Annotated in this window: 22 protein-coding genes and 1 pseudogene; 8 read left to right on the top strand and 15 right to left on the bottom strand. The window is 45.0% G+C overall.

The genetic code is table 11. The annotated features are described in order from the left end of the window. The first annotated feature begins 50 nt into the window (after nt 1-50). A complete protein-coding gene (locus MRK00_13490; protein ID MDR4518384.1) occupies nt 51-203 on the top strand; it encodes a hypothetical protein in 153 nt (50 codons plus the stop codon). Nucleotides 204-303: 100 nt separating this feature from the next. On the opposite strand, the gene MRK00_13485 is transcribed toward MRK00_13490, so the two are convergent. The 8 genes and pseudogenes from MRK00_13485 to MRK00_13450 all read right to left on the bottom strand — a co-directional run bounded on the left by MRK00_13485 (nt 304) and on the right by MRK00_13450 (nt 9,232). Beyond that, nucleotides 304-672, bottom strand: coding sequence for a DUF4156 domain-containing protein (locus MRK00_13485; protein ID MDR4518383.1), 369 nt, complete (start codon nt 670-672; stop codon nt 304-306). Between the two features lie 35 nt (nt 673-707). After that, nucleotides 708-1,040 (bottom strand): acylphosphatase, encoded by a 333-nt coding sequence (locus tag MRK00_13480; protein MDR4518382.1) that lies wholly within the window; start codon nt 1,038-1,040, stop codon nt 708-710. A gap of 42 nt (nt 1,041-1,082) precedes the next feature. After that, nucleotides 1,083-1,817 (bottom strand): hypothetical protein, encoded by a 735-nt coding sequence (locus MRK00_13475; GenBank protein MDR4518381.1) that lies wholly within the window; start codon nt 1,815-1,817, stop codon nt 1,083-1,085. 171 nt (nt 1,818-1,988) lie between these two features. Further along, a complete protein-coding gene (locus MRK00_13470; GenBank protein MDR4518380.1) occupies nt 1,989-3,119 on the bottom strand; it encodes a deoxyguanosinetriphosphate triphosphohydrolase in 1,131 nt (376 codons plus the stop codon). Continuing rightward, nucleotides 3,112-4,212, bottom strand: coding sequence for a 3-dehydroquinate synthase (aroB, locus tag MRK00_13465; protein MDR4518379.1), 1,101 nt, complete (start codon nt 4,210-4,212; stop codon nt 3,112-3,114). Before aroB ends, MRK00_13470 begins: the two co-directional genes overlap by 8 nt. A gap of 105 nt (nt 4,213-4,317) precedes the next feature. Then, a pseudogene (locus MRK00_13460) lies at nt 4,318-4,725 on the bottom strand (shikimate kinase). Between the two features lie 134 nt (nt 4,726-4,859). After that, nucleotides 4,860-8,057 (bottom strand): multidrug efflux RND transporter permease subunit, encoded by a 3,198-nt coding sequence (locus MRK00_13455; protein ID MDR4518378.1) that lies wholly within the window; start codon nt 8,055-8,057, stop codon nt 4,860-4,862. 38 nt (nt 8,058-8,095) lie between these two features. Beyond that, nucleotides 8,096-9,232, bottom strand: coding sequence for an efflux RND transporter periplasmic adaptor subunit (locus MRK00_13450; protein ID MDR4518377.1), 1,137 nt, complete (start codon nt 9,230-9,232; stop codon nt 8,096-8,098). 538 nt (nt 9,233-9,770) lie between these two features. On the opposite strand from MRK00_13450, the gene MRK00_13445 reads away from it, so the two are divergent. The 7 genes from MRK00_13445 (at nt 9,771) to MRK00_13415 (ending at nt 17,985) form a co-directional block, all read left to right on the top strand. Continuing rightward, nucleotides 9,771-11,495 (top strand): multicopper oxidase domain-containing protein, encoded by a 1,725-nt coding sequence (locus MRK00_13445; protein MDR4518376.1) that lies wholly within the window; start codon nt 9,771-9,773, stop codon nt 11,493-11,495. Beyond that, complete coding sequence (locus tag MRK00_13440) at nt 11,488-12,489, top strand: copper oxidase (protein MDR4518375.1); 1,002 nt, start codon at nt 11,488-11,490, stop codon at nt 12,487-12,489. Before MRK00_13445 ends, MRK00_13440 begins: the two co-directional genes overlap by 8 nt. Before the next feature lie 343 nt (nt 12,490-12,832). Continuing rightward, complete coding sequence (locus MRK00_13435; protein ID MDR4518374.1) at nt 12,833-13,285, top strand: cytochrome c; 453 nt, start codon at nt 12,833-12,835, stop codon at nt 13,283-13,285. Between the two features lie 44 nt (nt 13,286-13,329). Then, nucleotides 13,330-14,664, top strand: a complete 1,335-nt coding sequence (locus tag MRK00_13430) for a cbb3-type cytochrome c oxidase subunit I (GenBank protein MDR4518373.1) — start codon at nt 13,330-13,332, stop codon at nt 14,662-14,664. Nucleotides 14,665-14,688: 24 nt separating this feature from the next. Next, on the top strand, nt 14,689-15,504 hold the full coding sequence (locus MRK00_13425; GenBank protein ID MDR4518372.1) for a CbbQ/NirQ/NorQ/GpvN family protein: 816 nt from the start codon (nt 14,689-14,691) through the stop codon (nt 15,502-15,504). A gap of 3 nt (nt 15,505-15,507) precedes the next feature. Next, a complete protein-coding gene (locus MRK00_13420; GenBank protein MDR4518371.1) occupies nt 15,508-17,448 on the top strand; it encodes a VWA domain-containing protein in 1,941 nt (646 codons plus the stop codon). A gap of 285 nt (nt 17,449-17,733) precedes the next feature. Beyond that, on the top strand, nt 17,734-17,985 hold the full coding sequence (locus MRK00_13415; protein ID MDR4518370.1) for a phosphopantetheine-binding protein: 252 nt from the start codon (nt 17,734-17,736) through the stop codon (nt 17,983-17,985). Between the two features lie 50 nt (nt 17,986-18,035). Here MRK00_13415 and MRK00_13410 read toward each other — a convergent pair whose 3' ends face one another. From MRK00_13410 to MRK00_13380, 7 genes are all read right to left on the bottom strand, one after another. Beyond that, on the bottom strand, nt 18,036-19,265 hold the full coding sequence (locus MRK00_13410) for a pyridoxal-dependent decarboxylase, exosortase A system-associated (GenBank protein MDR4518369.1): 1,230 nt from the start codon (nt 19,263-19,265) through the stop codon (nt 18,036-18,038). A gap of 39 nt (nt 19,266-19,304) precedes the next feature. Beyond that, nucleotides 19,305-20,171 (bottom strand): hydrolase 1, exosortase A system-associated, encoded by an 867-nt coding sequence (locus tag MRK00_13405; protein ID MDR4518368.1) that lies wholly within the window; start codon nt 20,169-20,171, stop codon nt 19,305-19,307. Next, nucleotides 20,172-21,017 (bottom strand): hydrolase 2, exosortase A system-associated, encoded by an 846-nt coding sequence (locus MRK00_13400; GenBank protein ID MDR4518367.1) that lies wholly within the window; start codon nt 21,015-21,017, stop codon nt 20,172-20,174. 432 nt (nt 21,018-21,449) lie between these two features. Beyond that, nucleotides 21,450-21,836, bottom strand: a complete 387-nt coding sequence (locus MRK00_13395) for a response regulator transcription factor (protein ID MDR4518366.1) — start codon at nt 21,834-21,836, stop codon at nt 21,450-21,452. Nucleotides 21,837-22,172: 336 nt separating this feature from the next. Continuing rightward, a complete protein-coding gene (locus MRK00_13390) occupies nt 22,173-23,003 on the bottom strand; it encodes an alpha/beta hydrolase (GenBank protein ID MDR4518365.1) in 831 nt (276 codons plus the stop codon). Nucleotides 23,004-23,048: 45 nt separating this feature from the next. Beyond that, nucleotides 23,049-23,552 carry a DUF2141 domain-containing protein gene (locus tag MRK00_13385; protein ID MDR4518364.1) on the bottom strand — a complete coding sequence of 168 codons (504 nt, stop codon included), beginning with the start codon at nt 23,550-23,552 and terminating at the stop codon, nt 23,049-23,051. A 148-nt stretch (nt 23,553-23,700) separates the two neighbouring features. Further along, nucleotides 23,701-26,079: a GspE/PulE family protein gene (locus MRK00_13380; protein MDR4518363.1), complete on the bottom strand. Its 2,379-nt coding sequence runs from the start codon at nt 26,077-26,079 to the stop codon at nt 23,701-23,703. Between the last annotated feature and the right edge of the window lie 15 nt (nt 26,080-26,094).

Genomic DNA, 26,094 nt, shown 5'->3' with positions numbered 1-26,094 from the left:
CCATCGTTCCGGAAGAATTTTTCGCATCTTCCTTTCTGATTGCATTAAAAATGGCAGGACCATCTGCTATGGGCGGTACTCGAAAACAAAGATGTTTACCGCTGGACGCCGGTGTCACTGACCCGGCTTTACCACTGCATCGACGACCGCGTGCCCTACTCAACGGCAGCGCCTGGTTTGATACGCTGGCCGAGTTGCCGTAAGCTTTTAAGAACCTGTCAAGAACGCGCTTAAGATTTCATTACCGCTTTAAAATCTCTAGTACTACATCACTTGATCTAAACCATGAATAAATTCTAAATATTATTCACAGTGATACGCATTACCCAAAAAAACGATTTTTTTATCGACACCCTGTATTTCAAACCGTGTTGTGTTGGAGCGTATGACATGCACGGCGTTGCCCCCCAGTTTGGCCGTTTCGGTTCTGAGATTATCTCTGGCGATAATGAGGCGTTCGGGGTATGTCAGGTCATTGTCGCTGTCCTGCGAAGCACCCGTAACATTACCAAGCAACTTGCAACCGGCAAGATCCTGTTCCTTGCCGATCATCAATAAAATGGAGTCAGAGGATTGTGATACGGGCGTTTCCGCCATTGCTGAATGACTGGCCGATAGCATGGCCAAAACGGCTATTTTGATCAGCAATCGGCTTTTAGTGATTTGATACATGATTCGCTCCAATATATTTATTATTATTTAATTCATTAAAGGTAAAATTCGACTTTCGGCGACCATTGAAACCGATTGACATTATCCGTTGTCACCTGGTGCTCCGAGATTTCAATGAAACAATCGAGAACGTGAAGTTCTTCCACATAAGCATTCCAGGAATTGATCGGTTTTCCTTCCCGCAGTGTGTTGATCAGTTCATCAACAGCGGTTTCATCGCCTGCAAGCGAGCAATGCACCCGATTGCGATCGTTGGCATCATTCGTTGCGCCCGCCTTGAGTTTTCGCTTTTGTGCGCCACGAATAAACGTCTGTCTGAACATGACATTCTGAACATTTCCGGTGACATAAAAGCTCAGTTTTTTCAACTTCCGATACCTTTGTTCATCCAAACCCTAAACGCATAGAAATCATTCCGATAGAAACGTAATCTTTTTGATAAACGCTTCAGAGTCCCCTTGTGTGTTGCTGGTGTTCTTCTGGAAAGCAAGCGCGGTAATCGGCGGCGTTTTATCCTGTTTGAACGTAGATTTAAACCGGTCATCCACTTCAAAATCCGTGGTAATGGTTTTACCGGATTGATCGCCCGACGCCACGCAGAAATACCGGCCGCCTTCGCGCCAGAGTTTACCGAGATACATTTTATCCTGCGTTTCCTTTTGTCCGATAAAGGGACTCAGAAAGTAAGGCGCCGACTTTATGCCCATAGGCAATCCACTGGACAGTTTTTCGGTTCCAAATGACAACATGACAGCAATGGGTACGCTGTTTATGCCGTTGTCCCAATCCGCACCTTCCGGATATTTATTCACGCCCCAGACAATTTCCACCCTTTTGGCGCCATGAATGAAATCCTGTTGCGCAAACCTGAGTCCAAATAATCCGGCCGTCTTGTCATCTGTACTGAGAACCAGCGCATCGTTTTCAAACCGTGGATTCAGTTTTCTGGCATTCAGCTCAAACTCGAAGCCCTGTTTTTCCAGCCAGGAAAGCGCATCGCCATCGGCCTGTCCGGTGAAGTCGATAACGCGAATAATGTTTCCGCCCGCGAGCACTGCAATCGCCGGCATATACAACAAGAAGAGTGCAAAAACGGTAAAGAAGAAACGATTGAAACGATTCATTATTTTAAGCACACATGTCATGATTTTTTCCTCTTGAAATTTTCGACAACAATCCATTGAAAATCCCAACGCGCCATGCAACAAGCAAGCGCTTGCATTTCGGCTTATTTTACTTCATTACACAATGATGATAAAAGGTATCAATCGAAACCGAGTATTGCTACGCGGTTGCAGGATGCCGGCAACGCCGTGTTAATCCTGCGTAATCGCAAACAATCGCTGATATTCCCTGATCGCGTAACGATCGGTCATGCCGGCAATATAATCCGCGATCGCCTGATGACCGTCGTGCTTGAATTTATGCTGGTACTTAACGGGAAGCAGACGGACATTGCCGCTGAAAGCGTCGAAAAGACTTTTGATGATATGCGACGCCTTATTGCTCATACGCATCACACGGTAGTGCAAATATAAATTGTCATACAAAAATTTTTTCAGTTCCTGCTGCTCTTTTTTGATCGGATCGCTGAAACCAATGAGTGGCGGAGACTCCCGCACAGCCTGTAGACTGTCCAGCTGCGCCCGTTGGATATTTTGAGTGCTGCGCTGCGTCAAGTCGGTCGCCAGCGAATTGATCATGCAGCGCACCGTCTCATGAATCAACCGGCGCTCACTCAGGTCCGGGTATTTCTCTTTTACGCAAGCCAAATGACGGGAAAAGATGCTGACACTTTGCAATTGCTCGAGCAAAATCAATCCCGAGCGCAGGCCATCATCGATATCATGGTTATTGTAGGCGATTTCATCGGCAAAATTGGCCAGTTGTGCTTCCAGCGACGGCCGCTTTTTCAAAACAAACCGTTCGCCGATCTCGCCCAGTTTTTGGGCATTCTTTTTTGACGCATGCTTGAGTATGCCTTCGCGAGTCTCGAAACACAGATTTAGCCCGTCAAACGCCGCATAGCGTTCTTCGAGTATATCTACCACGCGCAGCGATTGCAGGTTATGTTCGAACCCGCCATATTCCTTCATACAGGCATTTAACGCATCTTGACCGGCATGACCGAACGGGGTATGCCCCAGGTCATGCGCGAGAGTAATCGCCTCGACCAGATCTTCATTCAGTCGCAGATTACGGGCAATTGAACGTCCGATTTGCGCCACTTCCAAACTATGCGTTAAACGCGTCCGGAACAAATCCCCTTCGTGATTGACGAACACCTGTGTTTTATATTCCAGCCGCCGGAAAGCTTTTGAATGGATAATCCTGTCGCGGTCGCGCTGAAACTCGCTGCGCCCTGTCGGCGGCGTCTCAGCTACCACCCGCCCACGGGTATTGCGTTCGCATACGGCGTACGGCGCCAGTGTCATTAAGCTATTCATGCATCATGCAGGCATCCAGTGTTTCACTGATCAATGCAGGCGGAATATCGGCGCGCATTACCGCTTCACCAATGCGGTTCAACAGAATAAACCGTGTCTTCCCTGCAGAAACTTTTTTATCGAGCGCCATGAGTTCCAGGTATTTTTCCGCTTCGAATCTTGGTGCGGTCACTGGCAGACCGGTCTGCTGGAAAATTCTCTGGATACGTGCAACATCTGTTTCACTGATCAGCTTCATGCGCCGGGATAGATCGGCCGCCATCACGATTCCTGCAGCAACTGCCTCGCCGTGGAGCCAGACACCGTAACCCATTCCGTTTTCGATTGCATGACCGAAAGTATGCCCCAGATTCAGCAAGGCACGCACCCCGCTTTCTTTCTCATCTGCGGCGACAATTTCAGCCTTGTTTTCGCAGCTGCGTTGTATGGCTTCATTCAGAACCGCAGGGTCGCGCGATAGCAGGCGCTGCATATTCTTTTCCAGCCATTCGAAAAATACCGGGTCACGAATCAGGCCGTACTTAATGATTTCAGCAATGCCAGCGCGCAATTCGCGGTCGGGTAATGTGTCAAGCGTGGCGCTGTCAGCGAGTACCATGCGCGGCTGATAAAATGCACCGATCATATTTTTACCCAGGGTATGGTTAATTCCGGTTTTTCCGCCAACCGATGAGTCGACCTGTGCCAGCAGCGTTGTCGGTATCTGAATAAACGGCACGCCACGCAAATAGGTGGCGGCGGCAAAGCCGGTCAGATCGCCGATTACACCGCCGCCTAAAGCCAGCATGGTTGTGGTGCGCTCGCAATGGTTATCAAGCAGTGCATCAAAGATCAGATTCAGGGTTTTCCAGTTTTTGTTGGCTTCTCCATCGGGCAAAATAATGGGAATGGACTGGACACCATTTTTTTCCAGTGCAGCGCGCAACTTGTCCAGATAGAGTGGCGCAATCGTCGTGTTGCTGACTATTGCAACCCGTTTCTGCTTGAGGCAGGATATAATGAGTTCTGTCTGGTTTAAAATACCGTTACCGATATGAATGGGATAATTTTTTGTCTCTGATGATGATGAAAAATCGACCTTTATGGTGCGCATGAGATCCTGTGTATGAATGGATTGAGAAGATTTGAAAGAAACCAGTTTTTTGGCCAGTTCCTTTACCAGAATACGAATATTTTGCCTTGAAGTATCAACAATGATATGCGCAGATTCCTGATAAAGCGCGTCCCGCTGTTCAAAAAGTTCGGCTAATTTGCGACGCAAATCGCTGGTCTGCAACAATGGACGGTTTTTATCGTGGCGTGTCCGCCGGTACAAATCATTGACTGATGTGCGCAGATAAACAACGGTGCCACTTTGTCTCAATAACCTGCGATTCTCCTGGTTGAGTATCGCACCGCCACCGGTGGCCAGAACAACATTGTTTTTTCTGACCAGTTCCTGAAGCACCTGCGATTCCCGTTTACGAAAACCAGCTTCACCTTCAATTTCAAAAATAACGGGAATCTTGACGCCAGTGCGTTCCTGAATTTCATGGTCTGAGTCAAGAAATTGTTTGTTGGTAAAACCGGCCAGTGCTTTTCCAATTGTAGTTTTACCCGCACCCATCATTCCAACCAGAATGATATTGCATTCCCCCAAAGACAAGATAATCTTTTTATCAATGGCGGTTATGTTTTTATAAGCATTCATGGTCAAAATTCAACGGCTCGCTTTTCAGGAATATACCTTTATTATACAAATTACTGTATTGGTTTAAAGGATTCAGTTTTTTTGGCTGCTCCTGATGGCCTCGCAGGCTTGTAGGATAAAAATGAAACACCGGAAGGCGTCCATTTTTTCCACCGCATTCCTGACTGTGGCGTTGAATGTTTCGATACAAACCATGAAAAAAATAATGGCACAAAAATAGTGGCAACAAATGCAGCCAGTATCATACCGCCAAAAACACCTGTTCCCATGGACTGACGCGCAGCAGAACCCGCACCTGTAGCAATCACCAAAGGCACAACACCCAGAATGAATGCCATTGAAGTCATGACAATAGGCCGAAAACGCAGCCGTGCGGATTCAATTGCCGCACTTGTTGCATCCATACCTGCTTTCATTCTTTGATTGGCAAATTCAACCAATAATATCGCATTCTTCGCCGCCAGTCCGATTAATGTCACCATGCCGATCTGGAAATAAATATCATTGGGCATTTCACGTATCAATACCGCGATCAAAGCGCCTGCTGCCGCAAAAGGCACTGCCATGATAACCGCCAGCGGCAAAGCCCAGGTTTCAAACTGTGCGGCCAGAATCAAAAACACCATAATAATAGCCAGGCTGAACGCGAATATTGCCGCCGAACCGGTTCTTTTCTCTTGAAATGCTTTTCCAGTCCAGGCGACTTGATAACCATCCGGTAATACCTGCTCTGCAATCTGCTCCACGAGTTGTATTGCTTCGCCCGAGCTTAGTCCGGGAACACCGCTTCCAATAAGTTTTGCCGACAATAGTCCATTGAATCGCTCCAATTGTTCCGCGCCGATTACATGCTTTATTTGCACAAGTGCGGACAGGGGCACCATCAATCCGTTATTCGAACGCACATAAACTTTGCCGATATCATCCGGTTTCATACGGTATGCGGCATCGGCCTGCAACTGTACACGATAGGTACGTCCCGCTCGATTAAAATCGTTTACATAAAGCGATCCCATCGTGCTTTGCAGAGTTTCATAAATATCGGCAATCGCGACATCTTGAGAAATGGCCTTGGCTTCATCAACGGATACAAAAAACTGCGGCACCCTGGAACGATAAAACGAGTTAATCGAGGCAATCATCGGCTCATTCTGCAAGGCCGCCATGAAGTCATCGACAACCCTGGCCAGATGTTGCGGATCGGAACTTGTCCGGCTTTGCACATACAATTCAAAACCACCGGTACTGCCCAGACCGCGAATCGCAGGCGGATTAAACGCAATCGCCAGACCGTCAGTCTGCTTGGAACCCGCTTCAAAGAACTGCATAACCAGATCATCTGCAGTCGTTTCACGTTCCGACCACTCTTTCATCCGGGTAAACATTGTCGACACATTGGTTTTGTTCCCACCACCGATAAAGTCCAGTCCATTTACAGCGAACTGAAAGGCAACATCCGGATTCTTTGCAATCTCGGCACGGACTGCATCTGCGGTAGCAATCGTTCGGGATAGCGATGCACTGTCCGGCAAAATAACCGCTGCAATCACATAACCCTGATCTTCAGAAGGCACAAGACTGCCCGGTATAATCTTCAGCAAATAGCCAATGCCCGCGATAAACGCCACAAACACCAATACGCTGACTCCGACATTTTTGATTGCCGCGTCGACCATGCCAACATAAAAATTGCGAATTTTGTTGAAATAACGGTTAAACCAATCAAAGAATGCGACATGTCGTTGCGAAGACCGCAGCAGTATAGCGCATAACGCCGGCGACAATGTCAGCGCCACAATTCCCGATATAACCCCAGCTACGGCAACCGTTACCGCAAATTGACGGTATAACTCACCCGCCATTCCGCCGAGAAATGCAACCGGCACAAATACAGCCACCAACACCAGCGTCATGGCAACCACAGCGCTGGACACCTGTTGCATGGCTTTAATGGCCGCATTCATCGGAGACAGCTTTTCCTGCGTCATCAACCGTTCTACATTTTCCAGAACAACGATTGCATCATCGACAACAATACCGATTGACAACACCATGGCAAACAATGTCATGGTGTTAATCGAATAGCCGAGCAGCCATAGTCCGGCGAATGTACCGATTAATGAAATCGGTACAGCAATAATTGGAATCAGTGTGGCGCGCCAGGTCTGTAAAAAAAGGTAAACGACCAGTATCACCAGAATCATGGCTTCGCCCAGTGTCTTTACGACTTCCCAGATCGAGGCTTTGACAAACTGGCTGGTGTCATAGGGCAGTACATATTGCATGCCTTCCGGAAACAAGGGCTGAAGCGTTTCCATTTTATACTTGATTTCAGCGGCGGTATCGAGTGCATTGGCGCCGGTCTGCAAAAAGATGCCGATACCCACACCAGGCACACCATTGAGCATGTTCAGAATATTATATTCCTGCGCACCCAATTCAATACGTGCCACATCCTTCAAGTAAAGCACTCCGCGCGGGCCGTCGGCGCGCAAAATTATGTTGCCGAATTCCCCTGGCTCGGTCAAACGGCCTTTCGCAGTGACGGTATAAACCAGTTGCTGATCAGAAAGTGCGGGCTCCTGGCCGATCTTTCCAGCCGCATGTTGTGCATTCTGTGCACGTATTGCCGCAGCAATATCACTTGTGGTGATACCCAGCTGCGCCATTTTGTCGGGCTGCAGCCAGATCCGCATCGAATAGTCCTGTGCGCCGAAGATACGCGCCTCGCCGACCCCGCTCGTGCGTTTAAGTTCGTCAAGGAAATTATTGGTAATATAATTGCTCAGGAACAAAGGGGTATGATCTTTATTCGATGATGTCACTGCAAAAACAAGCAACAAATCATTGGCGCGTTTTTGAATGGTAATGCCGGAACGTCTAACTTCATCAGGCAAACGCGGCAATGCAATATTGACCCGGTTACTGATGTTGAATGTCGCAAGATCGATATCGGTTCCGATTTCAAAAGTTACGGTAATTGTTAGCCGGCCACTCGAGTCCGCACTCGAATTAAAATACAACAAATCATCCACGCCGCTGAGTTGTTCCTCAATCGGTGCCGCGACTGTTTTTATCAACGTCTCGGCGCTGGCACCCGGAAAAGTGGCTGTTACCTGAACCACCGGCGGTGTAATTTGCGGATATTGCGCAATCGGCAATTGCACCGCGGCCGCTATTCCCGCCAATACAATGATAATCGACAGTACAGAAGCAAATATGGGTCGGGTGATAAAAAAACGACTCATCTTGTGTTAACGTTTCCGTTTATTTTCAAGACATTGCATCATGGTCTGAATGACAGGATTTCTGTTGCATCAATCCGTTCAGGATTGACGGTCATGCCCGGGCTTAACCGGATCAGGTTATTTACTGCGACAATGTCCCCGGCTTGAAGTCCATCCAGAATAATCCAATCCTTGCCGATCCATTCGCCAACGGTTACCGGCCGCATCACGATTTCGTTGTTTTCATTGACCACATAAACATGTCTACCCAGGTCCGATGTCATTACTGCCACTTGCGGTAACAGAAAAACATTATCTGTATCGCCTGAAATAACGCGAATCCGCACAAATTGTCCCGGCAACAGTTTCTGTTCCGGATTGTCAAATGTCGCTCTTAATTGTTGAGTGCCGATTAACGGATCAATCTCGCTTGCGGCAAAATTTATTTTGCCGCTGATCGGATACTCGACACCATCCGGTAAAATCAGGATCACTTTGTCGATATTGTCCTCGGTCAACCGTCCATTAAATCGAACGAGTTCATTGTCTGAAAAGCTGAAGCGCACCCAAATGGGCGCCACTTGCGTCATGGTCGTTAATACACTGCTGTTGGCAGCAACCAGCAAGCCTTCGGATATTAACGAACGCCCGGCAATCCCGTTAATGGGCGCTCTGACTGTTGTATATGACAAGTCCAGCTCGGCTTGCTGCACACGCGCTTTTAGTGCATGCAGTGCGGCTTCGGTTAACATGAAATCAGCAACAGCGTTATCATACGATCGTTTACTGACAAAATTTTCGGCAACCAGTTTTTCCTGACGCTCTTTTTCGGTTTTTGCTGTCAGGACGCGTATACTTTGCTCAAGAAATTCCGCCTGAACTTCAGCCAATGCTGTCCGAAATGGCTCGGGGTCAATCAAATACAAGGAATCGCCCGCTTTGACGGCCATTCCTTCCTGGTAATACCGTTTCAGTACGATCCCGCCCACTCTTGGACGAATTTCAATTTCCTTGGCGCCTTCTGTTTGAGCGACTGTTTCAGCACTGATGCGAATATTGACCGGTTTCACTTGCAATACACCGACCGGCACTGCTTCAGCTGGTTTCTCATTCCTGTTATCCGAGGTTTCGCTGCCACAGGCAAATAAAAAAAAATGGATCACAAACGCCAATAATGGAACAAAACTTTTTTTCATCGTGGATGACTTGATATTGAGTATTTGTTTGTACAACAAAGAAGCGTTAGTCATAACTTAAATGTATCTTTTTTTGTAAAAAGATGCTTCCATCGCGCTGCCTAACGTATAGAAAAGGTTACATAAGGCTAATCGGGTTCTGTATAATGAGGCTATATATGGGGGTATTCAAATCATTTAATTCATGAGTACACAAGATATCAAATTTCGGTATCAAAATGATACAAATAAAACAATTTTTTAAAAACTTTATCACTTAATGGCATCTCTATAAATTCAGCGTTTTAAAAAAACAAGTCGGAAACAAAAAAGTTGACACGGCATATGAACGATCTGTGACGAAGCTATTTTTGTGAACAACGAAGCATTGTAACAAAATATGGTTTTTTAGAGGCGCTCTTAAGTAACAGGAAATATCAGGAAACTATTTATAGACCGGTGATTCGATGAAAAGGGCTTATCTTTATCTTGAACGCAGTCGATCCATTTTAAGAAAAATCAAATTTAAATTAGAATAAACTCAAAAAGGTGCGTAAAAATGCCTATCCGTTATTTTATGGCCGTTTTGGCTGTCTGTAGTATAACTTTTCCCGCGATTGCAAAGGCAAAATTAAAGTTGCCCGAAACGGTAAAAGTCAGTCCGGCAGCATTAAATGCTGAACCCATATGCGATCCCAAGATTTCTCCATCCTGGCGGAAAGCTCAGGTTATTGAAGGTGTTCAAATCGAAGCTTCAGAAAGTTGCAGTCCAGATAATCCATATTTGATTGCTGCAGCTGTCAAGGGCACCAACAATATTTCCATGGCTACATTGATGGAAACCGGTCTGTCGCCCGACGCCATTATTAAAACCGATGACATCGATGGCGATGGCGATCCCGATCGCATTACCATTAAACTTGAAGTCATCGAACTCAATGGCCGGACGCCCGATTTTGAGGGCGTTATCCCGACATACGATATAGCGCCTGGTATTCAGCCCGGCGCTTGGGTATTCGCCCCAAAAACTAGCGGCATGTCGACAGAAAATTTTGAAAGTATTCGAGCCAATTCATTGCTGCGCCTACCGTCTCCCGTAATTCGCGTTGAAGTCGGCGATATTGTGCAGATTGTTCTGGAAAACACGCATTATTTCCCACACACCATTCACCTGCACGGCGTTGACCACCCATTCTCACATCATGAGTATAATGGCGGCAAATACGGAAATGACGGTGTTCCGCAAACCAGCGAGATTAACCTGATGCCTGGAGAAAGACGTGTTTACGAATTTCAGCCCCGTCAGGCCGGCACCATGTTCTATCATTGCCATGTCCAAACGCACACTCATCTCGCCATGGGATTAGCCGGCATGATTATCGTAGAAGAAAACCGCCCCAATAACTGGTTACAAACTTTAAACGTCGGCGCTGGCCATGTCAGACATCCATCTGTGGCGGTAAAAGAACATTTTGATCAGGAATACGATCTTCACTATCATGCCATGGACAAGGAATTAACCAGCATTATCCAAAAATATAACGACCCGCGGTTAATTGCGCGTGACATGAACCGGCGATATGACCTGACCGATTCCACTGAAGATTATTACTTGCTCAATGGATTGTCTTTTCCCTATACCTTAAGGGAATCCATAATCGCTGTTGAACAGGACCAGAAAATAAAGCTTAGAATGCTCAACAGTGGCGGTGAATTTATTGCAATACACACCCACGGCCATAAAGCGACCATTACGCATTATGATGGCATAGAACAAAATCCTGTTGCTCAGATTACCCGGGACGTTTTTGATATGGCACCCGCTCAACGATTGGACTTGTTACTGAACACCACGGATGACGGTTTACACAATTATGGTCCCGGCGCCTGGCTTTTTCATGATCACCGTGAAAAAGGCATTACGACCGACGGCATGAGCGAAGGCGGCAGCATGAGTATGATTGCGTATAAACCTTATCTTGATGAAATCGGTTTACCCAAAGTCGCGCACGGTATCGACTTGTCTGTTTACTTTAACAAAGAATATTATGAAAGAAGAATACCTATCTGGCAGGATTTAGATGAAGAAGGCAGTTTGGGCGCACCAGGTGTCCGTACCGGTATGGATTCTGAGACACAAACCACTCTGCTCAATCTGATGTCCGGTTTCCTTTTTGGCATTCTGATTTACTTAATTATCGCCAGAAGACAACAGGCTAAAGCAGCCATGACAAGCGTCATATCCAAGCTTAAAGGCTCAAAAGGGAGTAAAGCGAATGACTAAGCATTTATTCATTGTATTTTACAGTGTGATAGCCCTCAGTTCCTACGCTTATGCGCAAGAGAACACCGATCACAGTAAACATCAGAATATGGAACATGATGATCACAGCGGCCATGACATGGGGCAACACGATCACAGCGATCATGACATGGCGCATCACGACCACAGTGGTCATGACCATAGCAGCGATGATCATAAAGGGATGGATCATGGACATGATCATGAGATGGGCATGCATAGCGAACACGACACGATGCATCATGACGACGATCATTCAGATCATGGAGACCACGATCACCATCATCATCATGACGGCCATATCATGGATCATGAAGGCACACATATCATGGGACAAAATTTTGACAAACTGCCTAGCAGCTGCTCGAGTATTTCGGAAGAAATCGAAATTACCGTGCGTGCCGGTGCAAAATATGCCAAAAAATTTCCAGGTACGACATTTGCTTTTGACCAACAGGAATGGCGCGTTAAACCCTGTTCCAAAATTACGTGGCATTTTATTAACGAAGACAATGTCCGCCACCAATTTATGATGCACGGCTTACCGCGTTACTTGTATCATCTTGGAATGTTCCATCTTGAAAATACGGGTCCAAGAACTGTCACAGGCACCATGATCGTACCGGCAGCCGATGAAACGTATCTCGTGCATTGCGACATCGCTCAACATATGGAAAAAGGCATGAAAGCCCAGCTCGTTGTCGGCAAGGGCGGTGAAGATATACCCAGCATTCCCGGGTTGACTCCTTACACTCTCAATGATAAATACGAGGTCGAAGATCTACCCACAGTCGTTGAAAAAGATGACAAAGGTAGAGAAAAGGAGCCGCTCACAAAACAAATTACGGATTTTTTCAATGATAATGTCCCGATTTCAGGCATGACATTGATTGGATTACTTTTCGGCATAATTTGTGCGCCATTGTTTGCCCGGATGATTGCGCTCAGGAAGAAAGACGAATCGGAAACAGCTTAATTCAAAAGATAATACTGCATTAAGTTGTACGTTATACATTGTTTTCAATTTAAACCACCCCATCTGCGGCAGTCTTTCTATTTTCTATAGTAAGACTGCCGCATATTAATATTTGATTGCAATAAAAAACCTCACCGGCCGTTAACAGGGAAAAACTATTAATTTGCCAATCTCATCGAAATTTTCCCTCATCTTTAATAGCACTTTCAAACACCGCTTCTCAAACAAAAAAACTTGCGTTACAATAACTAATATCTTCAAAATATCATATATCCATATGATTATTAATGTTATTTAGCTATGTTTCACTGAACATATATTGATTATTCAAGAGGGAGGTGGTATGGCGGAGTATTTGACCAAGTCAGCAGCACGTAACATATTTTATGGTGGTTCAATTTTTTTTCTTCTTCTTTTCACCATTCTCACCCTTCATAGCCATTACTATATCCAGAATGTTTCAACGGATGAATCGACCCTAACAGATGCGGTCGTCCGCGGAAAGCATGTATGGGAACGAAACTCCTGCATCAATTGCCATACCCTGCTCGGTGAAGGCGCTTATTTTGCGCCAGAATTAGGTAATGTCTGGTTCCGCTTCGGAGGGCGTGAAAATACAGAAGTCGCGCGCATGGGTTTAAAAGCCTGGATGCGCGCACAACCGACTGGTGCGCCAGGCCGAAGGCAAATGCCTCAGTTCAATCTAACCGAACAAGAACTCGATGACTTGATTGACTTTCTTGAATGGACAAGCCGCATCGACACGTTAGGATGGCCTCCTAACGATGCCGGTTAATGGATTCAACGATTTCATACAGTTTTCACAAGGAGGTTTCATCAATGAAATATCAAACCCAGCAGCTTGCCTATCCCTATTTTGTAGCCGCACTTGCTTTGTTTCTGGTTCAAGTCTTAGCCGGCGTGCTTGCTGGTACCGTCTATGTTTTTCCAAATTTTCTATCAGAAATCGTACCGTTTCATATCATTCGAATGATTCATACCAATGCGCTGTTGGTTTGGCTTTTGCTAGGCTATTTTGGTGCCAGCTATTTTCTGATCCCAGAAGAAAGTGAATGTGAAATACACAGTCCCAGACTCGCCTGGTTACAACTCGGCCTGTTTGTATTTGCAGCCCTGGCTGCGGTTGTTTCTTATCTATTTGGCATACATGAAGGTCGTGAATTTCTGGAACAACCGTTATGGGTCAAGATCGTCATGGCCATCGCTTTCATCGTATTTATTTACAATATCACCATGACCGTCCTCAAAGGCCGCAAAACAGTGGTCTCCATTGTTTTATTGCTTGGACTTTGGGGGGCATTGATCTTTTTTCTATTTGCTTTTTACAACCCTAACAACCTGGCGCTCGACAAACTGTACTGGTGGTGGGTTGTACATGTCTGGGTTGAAGGTGTATGGGAATTGATTATGGCTGCCATGCTGGCATTTCTGCTGATTAAATTAACCGGGGTTGATCGTGAAGTTATCGAAAAATGGCTTTATGTCATTGTCGGATTCTCATTGTTCAGCGGATTGCTGGGGACAGGTCATCATTACTACTGGATTGGCACACCGGAATACTGGCACTGGATCGGTGCGATTTTCTCAATTCTTGAAGTGGTTCCCTTTTTCGCAATGGTTTTATGGGCGTTTTATCTTGTATACCAAAGCGGACGGGAACATCCAAACAAAGCGGCCATGCTCTGGAGCCTTGGATGTCCGGTCATGGCTTTTTTTGGCGCCGGCGTACTGGGTCTCATGCACAGTTTTCCGTCGATTAATTTTTATACACACGGCACCCAATTAACAGCAGCGCATGGGCATCTTGCCTTTTATGGCGCCTACGTAATGTTGAATCTGGCATTCTTTACCTATGCCCTGCCCGCTTTACGAAAACTACAGCCGTTCAATCAGATTTTGAATATGTGGAGTTTCTGGTTGATGACCGGATCAATGATTTTTATGACGTCTACGCTAGCATTTGCCGGTGTTTTACAAACACATCTTCAGCGTGTCCTTGCAATGGGCTTTATGGAAATCCAGTCGCAAATCGAATTGTTCTACTGGTTCCGGTTAGGTTCAGGTCTCTTTTTTATGCTGGGTGCGCTATTGTTTCTCTATTCGGCACTCGGACCTGTGAGAGAACAAGTGACTACCGCTCCTCAAGCCAGATAATCAGTATCACTACGAATGAATCAAATGAAGTCACGACAAGAATTACATGCGCTGTCAGCAAAGGATGAAGTTCCCTTTTATAAACCAACTGGAAATGAATATGCATTATTTGAAACAGCGTATCATCAGCGATTGCCCCTACTGATCAAAGGACCTACAGGTTGCGGCAAGACCCGGTTTATTGCCCATATGGCTGACCGTCTAGGACGGCCTTTGTATACCGTTTCCTGTCACGATGACTTGACCGCCGCAGATTTGACGGGGCGCTATTTGCTTAAAGGTGGTGAGACTGTATGGGTTGATGGTCCGTTGACACGTGCGGTACGTAATGGCGGTATCTGTTATATGGATGAAGTGGTGGAAGCGCGCAAGGATGTAACGGTAGTGCTGCACCCATTGACTGATGACCGTCGGATTTTACCACTAGAACGTACGGGAGAAATACTGAAAGCACCGGATGAATTCATGTTGGTAGTTTCCTATAACCCTGGCTATCAGAATATCCTCAAATCATTAAAACCCAGTACGCGTCAACGATTTGTTTCTATCAGTTTTGATTTTCCGCCACCTGAAATAGAAATTGAAGTTATTGTTGGCGAGAGTGGCTTGTCTATGGAACGCTGTATTCCTCTGGTAAATCTTGCAAAACAGCTACGAAAATTGAAAGATGTGGATCTCGAAGAAGTTGTGTCAACCCGATCACTGGTCTATTGCGCTATCCTGATGAAAAGTGGGTTTGATCCTTTTCAGGCAGCAGAAGCTGCGCTGGTTGAACCCCTGTGCGATGATCAGGATGTCAAGGACGGCTTGCTTGAATTGATCCGCGCAACTTACGGTTAAAAAGTGAGCATTTTGGAATTTATTGAACTGGAAGAACAAATCGGTCATTTTTGGCACCGACTCGTTGGCGATGCCAGCAGTTATCCGAGTTATCAAGACGCCGCCGTATCACTGGATTCGATTCGTACTTCTCTCGGCGTTTATTTTCGTGGACTTGGCGGCACCTCCGGAATTGCGTTAACGGCAAGTGCACGACAGTCATCGAAGCACCGCCTTAAGCTATTGCTGCGGCTTGGAAGGGGACAAGAAGCAATGCCATTGATAGTGGGCAACAATGAGCGGATATTGCTGCCTGCGTCAATCGCCTATTTCCCATCAGCCATACTAAATCGACGTTTATACTTCTGGTTAGCGGCATTTTTCGCCGTTTCAGAAAAAACGTTTGGCAGCCAGCAACTAGATGATCCATTGCAAGCCGATCTGGTCTTTCTTCATCGCACTTATCGGACATGCTTAACCGTATGCAATCTCTTTCCCGGTCTTGCCAATGATTACCGCAGCCTGTGCAAGGCTCTTTGTGAACAACGGCCCAAACGCAAACTGCCCGAACAGGAAAATACCGTTGAGGAGGTTATCCTGGCTTTATTAGGCAACCCTTGTCCAAATCCTCAAAGCAAAACACTTTTGCAGGACATCACGCAATCCTCACCTGATTTTCAACACTGGCATGCGACACCACAGTATCAAACGTTTCTACCGGTACCATTGTGGGGAACAACGCATTCATCCACTGTATCGTCAAGTGTAGACCAAGATTTTTCGGAACAGGACAGTGGCCGCAGTGAAGAAACAAGTGAAAACCATAGAAAAAAAAGCCGAAGAGAAAAGTTTGAACAAAGCGAGCGAGACGATCCGTTGTTACTAAACCGCTTCGAAAAACTTTTCAGTTGGTCAGAAATGATCAATATTAATCGCGCAGTGCAGGATGACGATGAAAATTCTGCCAAAGACGCCGCGAAAGATAGCGAAGAAATTGCCCTCAGTCCGCACCAACATCCGGCCGCGACCAAACTTAAACTAGATCTAGATCTAGCACCCGGCGATGTCAACCCGGATGCGTTGATTTCAGAGCTGGCATATCCGGAATGGGACTACCGGCGCAAAGATTATCATGCCAATCAATGCCGGGTCATACTCCAGCAAGCCGAAGAAAACGACGAATTATGGACTCCTGATATTCAAACCAGACGCCACTTTCGCAAGATTCGGCGTCAATTTGAAGCTGTCAGACCCAAACGTAAGACTTTACGCAGTCAACTGGATGGCGTTGAACTGGATATGGATGCACTGGTGCGGACACAATGCGATTTTCTTGCAAACGGCGACTGCTCGGACCAGGTCTATATCAAAACGCACCGACAGGAACGTGATCTTGCAGTTGCTATTTTAGTGGATGTTTCCCTATCGACCGATAGCTGGACAAATAATCTTCGCATCCTCGATGTCGAAAAAGAAGCCCTGATTACACTGGCAACCGGCCTTGCCTCATGTCGGGATTCATTTGCCATTTATACCTTTACTTCTCGTAAAAGAAACTTCGTACGTATTGCCGCCGTAAAGAACTTTGATGAAGCATTCAATGACAAAACACTACGACGGATTTCTTCCTTGCGCCCCGGTTATTACACCAGAATCGGCCCAGCTTTGCGCCATACCCGTCACCTCTTGAGCGCAAGAGCTGAACGCAACCGTCTGATTCTGTTACTCAGTGATGGCAAGCCCAACGATCTGGACTATTATGAGGGTCGTTACGGTATAGAAGATACACGCCATGCTATTCAAGAAGCCCGTAGAACGGGTCTCGCAGTATTTGGAATCACCGTTGATCGTAAAGCGCAAGACTATTTCCCCTATTTGTTTGGCAGAGGTGGTTACGCTATTGTGAACCGGCCTGATCGTCTGTCTCACGTTTTACCTATAATCTATCAACAATTATTAGGATAAAATCAATCATTGCGATCATACACAAGCAAAGAAGCTAACAATAATGTCAATTGTCCTGAATCTATGACTATCTAAATTGTTTCAAATAAATTTTCTAGTCAACTAAACCTATCCTCATAATGATCTTTATTGTGCTTTTCCGCTTAATAAACCTTATTACAAAATACCAGGGCATTTATTGCCCTACTTCACAGCGCGATGCTATATGAGGTCTAGTATAATCAGGAAATCTGCGGCAATCGATCTCTTATCCGATGAAGAAACATTTATAAGGAGCTTTAAAAAATGTCATTAATGGACGACATTAAAAGAATACTTCGCGACACCCTGGTGCTCGACAATAAACAAGTCGATCAAATGGAAGCGACATCGCCATTACTTGGCGCTATTGCAGAACTTGATTCTGTTGGTGTCGTGTCAGTATTGACGGCGCTAGAGGATGAATTTGAAATCGTTGTAGAAGACGATGAAATCTCTGCCGAGGTATTCCAGACATTAGGAAGCCTTACCGAATTCTTGCAGCAAAAAATTGAATAAAAGTATTTTTATAGCAAGCCAACTTCGCTTAACCCTGCCGGATGTTGTTTTTATACCAATATCTGTGCAGGTGGAGGGTGTCCAAGAAATGCAATAGGACTTGTACTGAAACCATAAGCGCCTGACTGGTAAACAGCAATTAAATCACCCGGCTGTGCGGCCGCCAATTCCATTTGTTCAGCCAGAATATCCAGCGGCGTGCAAAGTGGGCCAACGACATTGACAACTTCCCGCTTGGAACCAACGACGCGATTAGCAACAACAACAGGAAAGTTTTTACGCAGAACCTGACCAAAATTACCACTTGCTGCAAGATGCTGGTGTAGTCCACCATTCGTCACGATATAGACCTCGCCCCGTGATATTTTACGATCAACAACTTCGCTGACATAAAGACCTGCTTCTCCTACCAGATAACGGCCAAGCTCGATTGCAACGCGTGCCGTCGGTAGTCTTGAAGCGACATCCTTGATTCTGGATTCCAAATTGTCCGCAATTGGACCGAGTTCCAGATGTTTATCACCTGGAAATAAAGGAATTCCAAATCCGCCACCTATATTAAGCACTGTAATCGGCTGCGGCACAAATTCAGCCAAACGAAAGCTAAGGTCTATTGTCTTATTTTGTGCTTCTATAATACTTTCAGGATTCAGGTTTTGCGAGCCACTGTAAATATGAAAACCACGAAAGTCCAGCTTTAGCTCTCCTAGCCTTTGCAACATAGCGGGCACGCGTTCTGAATCAACACCAAAGGGTTTGGGACCCCCACCCATTTTTACACCCGAGGATTTCAATTCGAATTCGGGATTTACCCGAATTAACACATGTGGCTGGATTCCCAATTGCTCACCAATCTTGGCCGCTCTTTCCATCTCATTCTCGGATTCAAGATTCAGTATCGCACCTGAAGAAATCGTCTGCTTCAACTCCCAATCCATTTTCCCCGGACCGGCAAAGCTGACATGGATTGGATCAATCCCGGTATCCAATGCAATCCTGAGTTCACCCGCAGAAGCCACATCAAGACCATCAACAAGAGAAGACATATGTTGAACGACAGCAGGCATTGGGTTAGCTTTTATCGCAAATTTTATGATTAACCCATCAGGCAGTGTATTTCGCAGTTGTTCCACCCTCTGGGTCATCAGTTTCCGGTCATATACATAAAACGGCGCGCCTCCAATTTCATTGGCAATGTTGGTGATAGGCCTGCCGCCTACTTGGAGACAATCATTGACCACTGGGAATTGATGCATTGGTGCATGCTTCGGATTTTTCATGCTATCAATAACTCCAAAGTTTGGTATGACTACACTTTATTACCATGATTTTAGCCATTCAAGGTTTAAACGCAACAGTTCGTCACGCGACACCTTTCTTGAGAATGAGTGGTCCGCATCTTGTATTTCATGACGCACCAGTCGTTCATCGTTCAAAAGATTCTGCCAAACAGGCGATGCTGCCACCATATCAAGAAACTCTTTCGCAATCCAGTCGTTACCACTCAATATCAACAATACTTGACCATCGAAACTACCCAAACCATACGCAAGCCTTGACGGCAAGGGCTGTTGATTCATGCTGTCAGATGAATTATTACGGACTGGATTAGAAAGATTTTTCGCCCTGAAAACTTTAATTATGTTATTCCATAATGAAACAAGCGAATTTCGAAACTCAAATTGCCCGGATAAAAGCTTTTTCCAAAATTTCTTATCGACTAGCCGGCTTTGGTAATAGTGTTTAACAATTGTTTTGGCCCGCCCTTCTTCTGTTCTTACCCACGGATTTGCAATACAAACCCCTTTGACACGTGTGTCAGTATGTGCATAGAATAATACGGCGGCCGCCGAATCACACTCCCCCCATAATACGACTTCCTCAATACTTGTACAGCTTGCCAGCAGTGCATCCACTGCAGCCTTGATGTCTTCATTCACATACTCGAAGCCACGATGTATTCCTTCGCTATCACCCATGCCCCTGTAGTCGAATCTCAGTGTTGCGTAACCTGATTTTTCCATGGTTCGCGCCATTGTCACAAATTGACGTTGCGCGCCTACCCGATATTGCGGCCCGTCAGCCACGATAAAAACTACACCCCGTCTCGGTGAAAACGTATCAGGAACATTGAGAATACCCAATAATTCGCAATCTTCGCACTTGAAGCTAATTGGGGTTTCCATCTATTTTTTCGTTAAATCGGTTTGTACCCAAGCGCTTGTCTGATCGATAAGTTCACCGGCAATAACACGCTCCCAGACTTGCCAGAAGGCAGGCCCCACGACTGTTTCGTAGTGAACTTGCGCCCCGGCATTCTTCCATTCTTGTTCAACCTTGGTCCTTGATCTTGCAGGATTCTGATCTTCCGAAGAGAGTACATCGAACCAATGCACTTCGACTTCTGGCAACATATAATAGTTTGACACCTTGGATGCTTCGAGGGTAGCGAGAAATGAAGCTGCTGTTTCGTAGCCTGATAACTCAATAGTTTCACCCGTATTGATTTGATTTCTTAAATTATCCATGCTCACTTTATTTTCACCCGCTAATGAAGCCGCAAATTCAATTCTGAGAATTTGCGTTAGTGCAGTTTGTCCGTTTAGAACGGGCTGCCAGAATAAAAGCCTGTGTGGCGGAGGCATGTTACTTGCAAGCTCAAGCGCAAGGAGCGCTCCATGCCGTACAGCCCAGAGCAAAATATTGTCGTAACCTTTTGCACTTATCCACTGTAAACCTGCTAGCAGATCTGCCTGATACACATCCCATGTACCCTCCTGATATTGACCTTCACTGTCCCCTGTTCCATAGAGATCAAGTAACAAGCATCCATACCCTAATCTAGAAAACTCACGAGCTTGAAGTGAAACCATCTGGCGGCATCGATTCATCTCTTCAGCAAATGGCTGAACATATAAGAAACAGCCTTTGACTTCAACACCGTATAGAGGAGGATGATACACTGCAAACAGTCTCCCGTTCGGGCCTTCAAGAAAAAAGGGCTCTGCCTTGACGTGGGATGCTGCAATCATTGATAGCTATTTTCTAAATACAATTAGAAGACGATAATTATTAGATCAAATCATTGATCACAGTATAACTGTAACAGGATTTGGCGGATTAGCGCAAAAAGGAAATAAACTTACTGTTTTACCCCGCGAAATATACATAATGCGATATATTTAGTCAAATCTTCTGAGTGTTCTGTAAAGAAGGCCAGCAAACACGTTCGAATCGATTTATTCCGCACCATATAAAAAATTGTGATGCATTCCCAGCATAATAATCCGCGAAGAGCCAATGCCTTGAACTATTCTTGAACAAAAACACAAGATTAGATTGTGTTCAAACATGAATACTCGCAATCAATTCCAGAAACTATAAGCCTATACGTTTAAGTAATATCTGCTATCAGCTTACTCAACCCAACAAACAGAATCAAACGTTAAATGCCTTATAAAAACTTAAATCCGGGAAACTGGGCCACGATTAACCCTTCCTGACAACACTTTAACTCTTGCTGCAAGTTCTTTTAAAGCAAAAGGCTTAATCAAGTAATCGTCCGCACCGGAATTAAATGCTTCCAATTTGCTATCGAGCGAATCTCTGGCAGTTAGCATGATTATCGGAACTGAACATTGTTCCTCTTGTCGAAGCCGCTGGCAAATTTTGCAGCCATCAATATCAGGCAAACCCAAGTCCAAAATGATGACATCGTAATGCTTAGTCAATGCCAAATGCAAACCAATTTTCCCTACACCGGCGACATCAACGGCATAACCCAAAGATTCCAGATAATCATAGATGCTGGCAGCAATATCTTGGTTATCTTCTATGATAAGCACATTCATCTGTATGCGCTCATAACAATTTTTGGTACCGGTAGGTTATACCAAAACATAAAAATATTTATAGTACCAAGCATTCTCAAAAAGTTACTTTTCTTATAGTATCCAATCACCAAACAACGCTTGCAGACTCTATTGCGTAAGTAACCAGGCTATTCAATCTGAAATTACTTGGATAGATTTTCAGCAAATCCGTCAAACCGAATCACTTTCTTCACATAATTAAATCCATATGTAGCAACGCATTATAGCCAATCAAATGTCAAAATTATGTAAAGTCCGATTTAAAATTCTCGGTATTATCAAAACTTCAGTTCACATCATGAGTACGCGAACAAATCAATGCTTCGACTTAAGGTTGGTTTGAATAAAAAAAGTAAGTTTCTCGATCCATTCATCGCGCATAAAAATGACCCCGTCATTATGGCCATTGGATAACATCAAGAAGTCTTTGGGGTTTGCTGCGGTATGAAACAGACGCTGACCATGAGAAAAAGGCACAATCTCATCATCCGGGCTATGCGCGATTAGTACCGGACAATTTACTGACTGTAAGTATTCCAGAGTGCTGTAATTAACCCGGGCAATCCATCGCACCGGTAAAAAAGGATATATCGTTACAGCCAGATCCGGCACCGAAGTAAAAGTGGAGGCCAACACCAACAGTGCAGAGTTTTTCTGCGCAGCCAGCCATGTGGCTATGGCACCACCCAATGATTCACCAAATAACACAATTTCTTGTGGCGCTATTCCTTTAACCTCGGTTAGATATTTCCAAGCCGCTATTGCGTCGCTATAGGTCCCGATTTCAGTCGGCGTACCGCTACTCTGGCCGTAGCCGCGATAATCAAAAATAAAAGTATTCAGCTTGAGCGCACTGAACATCTGCAAATAATCGAGGCGGTGTGAAATATTTCCGGCATTGCCATGAAAAAACAGTACAGTTCCTATTGCATCCGGAGCCGGTATAAACCAGCCGTGCAATGTTTCTTCATCGTTTGTTCTAATATTGATTGATTCATACCTAAGCCCAACTTGCTCGGGTGTTGCAACAATTTCACGGCCGGTTTGTGGAAAATAAATCAAATGCGACTGGGCAAAATAAACCAGCAGCACAATCGCCAAATATACAGTTGAAAACGCGATTATCAGGCTAAACAGTAATTTCATCTGCCATTTCCTATAATTTCTGCGACTAACTGTATATAAACACAACTAAGGCTGATGTAAATTAATGATGATATCGGCCCCTAGTCCTTCTGTCGTAAAAGCCGAATCACTAAATTTGGGCAGCCCCATAACAGGCTGAGGATTGTTGGACAAGCCGAAAGGCTCGCCCGGCAATAGATTCCAGCGTCGTTTTAATTTACGATCGGCGTCTCTATCATGATAAGCCGATACGGCATACGTACCATGCTGATCGAGATTAAAACAGACAATATGCCGCTCATCGGTTGCCGGAATACGAATATGCCGTTTCCTGCCATGTTTCATTAAGAAATGATTTGGATCGTTATACAAACCCAATGTGAGCATGCCGCCATAGCTGACGCCCGTTACCGTTACCCTAATTTGTGAAATATTTGGATTGCATTCGTCCGCCGTTTCATAGGGACGAATATCCAATTGCTGTGCAGCATCTAGCGCAGATGGACTTGTTAATCCGAGAAACAAAGTAGTGACTAAAGTAACAGCTAGCGTTCTATTATTTAAAACCATTATCACGATTGAGTGAATGAACAGAGTAACTTCCCTATTTTTCCCACACTCCGGCAAAAGGAAAATTTCGCCATATCTTATCAGATTAACGCCAGCTCGATAAAGCAGCAATACGCTTGTACAAATTTACTGTGTTAAATGATCACGATTACTTGATACACACAACTCTGACCTGATGAATATCGGTAATACCTTGCAGTACTTTCTCAATGCCATCCTGTTTTAGCGTACGCATACCTTCATCCAGTGCTGTTACTAGCATTTCCGCCACTCTTGAACGTTCCTGAATAAGCTTTTTCAAGGCATCCGATGCCGTGAGTAATTCATGTAAGCCAACACGCCCGCTGTACCCCGTTCCGGCACAATCATCACAGCCAACAGATTTATACAAAGTAATCTGACCTTTTTCGTCACCATACTGCTTCCTCCAACTGGCGAGTATTTCCTCATAAGCAGTGTCTGGATTTTCTTTGAAACGATTGATATTTTTTAACTCCTCACAGTATTCCGTCAGAAGCGATTTGAGTTCCCGATCGGTAGCCACATGGGGTTCTTTACACTTTTTACATAAACGCTTGGCCAATCGTTGCGCCAATACACCCAGTAGTGCATCCGCGAAATTAAATGGATCCATCCCCATATCCAATAAACGAATCACTGATTCCGGTGCGCTGTTCGTGTGCAACGTCGCAAAAACCAAGTGACCGGTTAATGATGCCTCAATGCCGATACTCGTTGTTTCTTTGTCACGCATTTCACCAACCATGATGATATCAGGATCTGCACGCAGAAATGATTTCATCACAACCGGAAATGTCAGGCCTGCTTTGACATTCATCTGAACCTGGCGCAATCCCTTCTGGGTTATCTCGACAGGATCTTCTGCTGTCCAGATTTTAGTTTCAGCACGATTAAGATATTTCAAAATGGAATGTAATGTCGTTGTTTTACCAGAACCGGTTGGGCCACACACAAAAAACAAACCATAAGGTTTACTAATAATCTGCTTCAACTCGTCCAGATTATGCGATGTAAACCCCATATTATCGAGCGGAATCGGTTCTCCAGCCGCCAAAATACGCATAACAACATCTTCGATTCCACCGGCTGACGGAATCGTGGCAACCCTGAGTTCGATATCCAGCGGCGCGTATTTTTTGAATTTGATTTTGCCGTCCTGTGGACGGCGTTTTTCTGAAATGTCCAGATCGCACATAATCTTGATACGGGTTATCAGAGGATTCCGGTAACTTGCCGGAATCTCGATATAAGGCATCAGCGAACCATCCTTTCGAAAACGAACTTTGGTCTTTTCCTTCCCCGGATAAGGTTCGATGTGAATATCGGATACGCCCATTTTGTAGGCATCAATAATAATCTTGTTGACCAGTTTGACCAGTTCGTTATCCGATGCAGCAGAAGCATCATCCAACTCATGTGTATCTTCAGTATCATCTTCCAGGCCAACGAGCATCTCATTAATATCGCCCGAATCGATTTCATCATGACTGCTGCCATAGAACAAATCAACCGTCCGTTTGAATTCACGCTTGGTCGTAACCGAATAAACGACTTTATATTTCGGAAAAATATTATTAACAATACGTAGCGACCTGATACGTTCGGGATCAAGTGTCAATACCACCAGCCCGTCTTTACCATCATCAATGGGAAGCCAGGCATTTGCTTCGACATAATCTCTTTTCAGATTACGTAATATATCTATTGGTTTTATCCGATCAGCTTTAAACGGCTCATACTTGACATCGAAGAACGACGCCAGCGCCTTACCAATCATAGGCACAGGAATCTGCAATTCATCGATTAAAACATCTTCCAGATCACAACCTTTTTTTCGTGCAGAGCGTGTTGCCAGCTCAAATTCGGCAGCAGAAATAATCGCATCGAAAATCAGAAAATCATATTTTGATTTAAGTAACTTGAACGTTTTTTGTCTCTGTTTTAGCGCAATCGCCAAAGTCCGGGTAACTTCTTCAGCGCCATCAACAACCATTGGAGAGAAAGGTTTGTTTTCTTTGTTGTTGATCACTTGCATAACACCCACTAATGCACTGTCATCTGCACTCAGAATGGGCGCCACCAGCATCTGTTTTGTTCGATAACCCGTACGTTTATCGACTTCCTGCAAAAAGGTCAAATTTTCGCTAAGTGCCTTTAATTCACGTTTATTATAAACATCTTCTATGTTTACCTTTTTTTTTCTCAATCCGACAAAACCTGCAATGCTATGTTCGCTGATAGCCAGTTTCAAATCCTGAAATGAATCAAGGCCGGTTTTCACTCTGGAGGTCAAGTACGACTTATCCTCACTCAAGGTATAAATTGTCAACCGGTCTGCATTGAATAGCCCACAAATATCTTTACTGACCTCCAGCATTATTTCATCAATGTCGCTGGCTGCATGGATTTTATTCGTGACAGCCTGCAGATTTTTTGAAAAATCAAGTCTGCTGGTAATATCGGAAGATTCTCCACCTTGGGATTCAACTGCGGTCATTGTTTCCATTAAACACCTCTCAAA

This window comes from Nitrosomonas sp., assembly GCA_031316255.1.
Lineage (GTDB): Bacteria > Pseudomonadota > Gammaproteobacteria > Burkholderiales > Nitrosomonadaceae > Nitrosomonas.
This window is presented reverse-complemented; position numbering and strand designations above follow the sequence as displayed.

Excerpts from the sequence above, each read along its gene's own strand:
- MRK00_13435 (MDR4518374.1), top strand. The coding sequence starts at position 12,833 with ATGGCGGAGTATTTGACCAAGTCAGCAGCACGTAACATATTTTATGGT.
- MRK00_13400 (MDR4518367.1), bottom strand. The coding sequence starts at position 21,017 with ATGATTGCAGCATCCCACGTCAAGGCAGAGCCCTTTTTTCTTGAAGGC.
- MRK00_13410 (MDR4518369.1), bottom strand. The coding sequence starts at position 19,265 with ATGAAAAATCCGAAGCATGCACCAATGCATCAATTCCCAGTGGTCAAT.
- MRK00_13485 (MDR4518383.1), bottom strand. The coding sequence starts at position 672 with ATGTATCAAATCACTAAAAGCCGATTGCTGATCAAAATAGCCGTTTTG.
- MRK00_13430 (MDR4518373.1), top strand. The coding sequence starts at position 13,330 with ATGAAATATCAAACCCAGCAGCTTGCCTATCCCTATTTTGTAGCCGCA.
- MRK00_13415 (MDR4518370.1), top strand. The coding sequence starts at position 17,734 with ATGTCATTAATGGACGACATTAAAAGAATACTTCGCGACACCCTGGTG.
- MRK00_13425 (MDR4518372.1), top strand. The coding sequence starts at position 14,689 with ATGAAGTCACGACAAGAATTACATGCGCTGTCAGCAAAGGATGAAGTT.
- MRK00_13405 (MDR4518368.1), bottom strand. The coding sequence starts at position 20,171 with ATGGAAACCCCAATTAGCTTCAAGTGCGAAGATTGCGAATTATTGGGT.
- MRK00_13395 (MDR4518366.1), bottom strand. The coding sequence starts at position 21,836 with ATGAATGTGCTTATCATAGAAGATAACCAAGATATTGCTGCCAGCATC.
- MRK00_13490 (MDR4518384.1), top strand. The coding sequence starts at position 51 with ATGGCAGGACCATCTGCTATGGGCGGTACTCGAAAACAAAGATGTTTA.
- MRK00_13475 (MDR4518381.1), bottom strand. The coding sequence starts at position 1,817 with ATGACATGTGTGCTTAAAATAATGAATCGTTTCAATCGTTTCTTCTTT.
- MRK00_13440 (MDR4518375.1), top strand. The coding sequence starts at position 11,488 with ATGACTAAGCATTTATTCATTGTATTTTACAGTGTGATAGCCCTCAGT.
- MRK00_13450 (MDR4518377.1), bottom strand. The coding sequence starts at position 9,232 with ATGAAAAAAAGTTTTGTTCCATTATTGGCGTTTGTGATCCATTTTTTT.
- aroB (MDR4518379.1), bottom strand. The coding sequence starts at position 4,212 with ATGCGCACCATAAAGGTCGATTTTTCATCATCATCAGAGACAAAAAAT.
- MRK00_13470 (MDR4518380.1), bottom strand. The coding sequence starts at position 3,119 with ATGAATAGCTTAATGACACTGGCGCCGTACGCCGTATGCGAACGCAAT.
- MRK00_13390 (MDR4518365.1), bottom strand. The coding sequence starts at position 23,003 with ATGAAATTACTGTTTAGCCTGATAATCGCGTTTTCAACTGTATATTTG.
- MRK00_13385 (MDR4518364.1), bottom strand. The coding sequence starts at position 23,552 with ATGGTTTTAAATAATAGAACGCTAGCTGTTACTTTAGTCACTACTTTG.
- MRK00_13445 (MDR4518376.1), top strand. The coding sequence starts at position 9,771 with ATGCCTATCCGTTATTTTATGGCCGTTTTGGCTGTCTGTAGTATAACT.
- MRK00_13380 (MDR4518363.1), bottom strand. The coding sequence starts at position 26,079 with ATGGAAACAATGACCGCAGTTGAATCCCAAGGTGGAGAATCTTCCGAT.
- MRK00_13455 (MDR4518378.1), bottom strand. The coding sequence starts at position 8,057 with ATGAGTCGTTTTTTTATCACCCGACCCATATTTGCTTCTGTACTGTCG.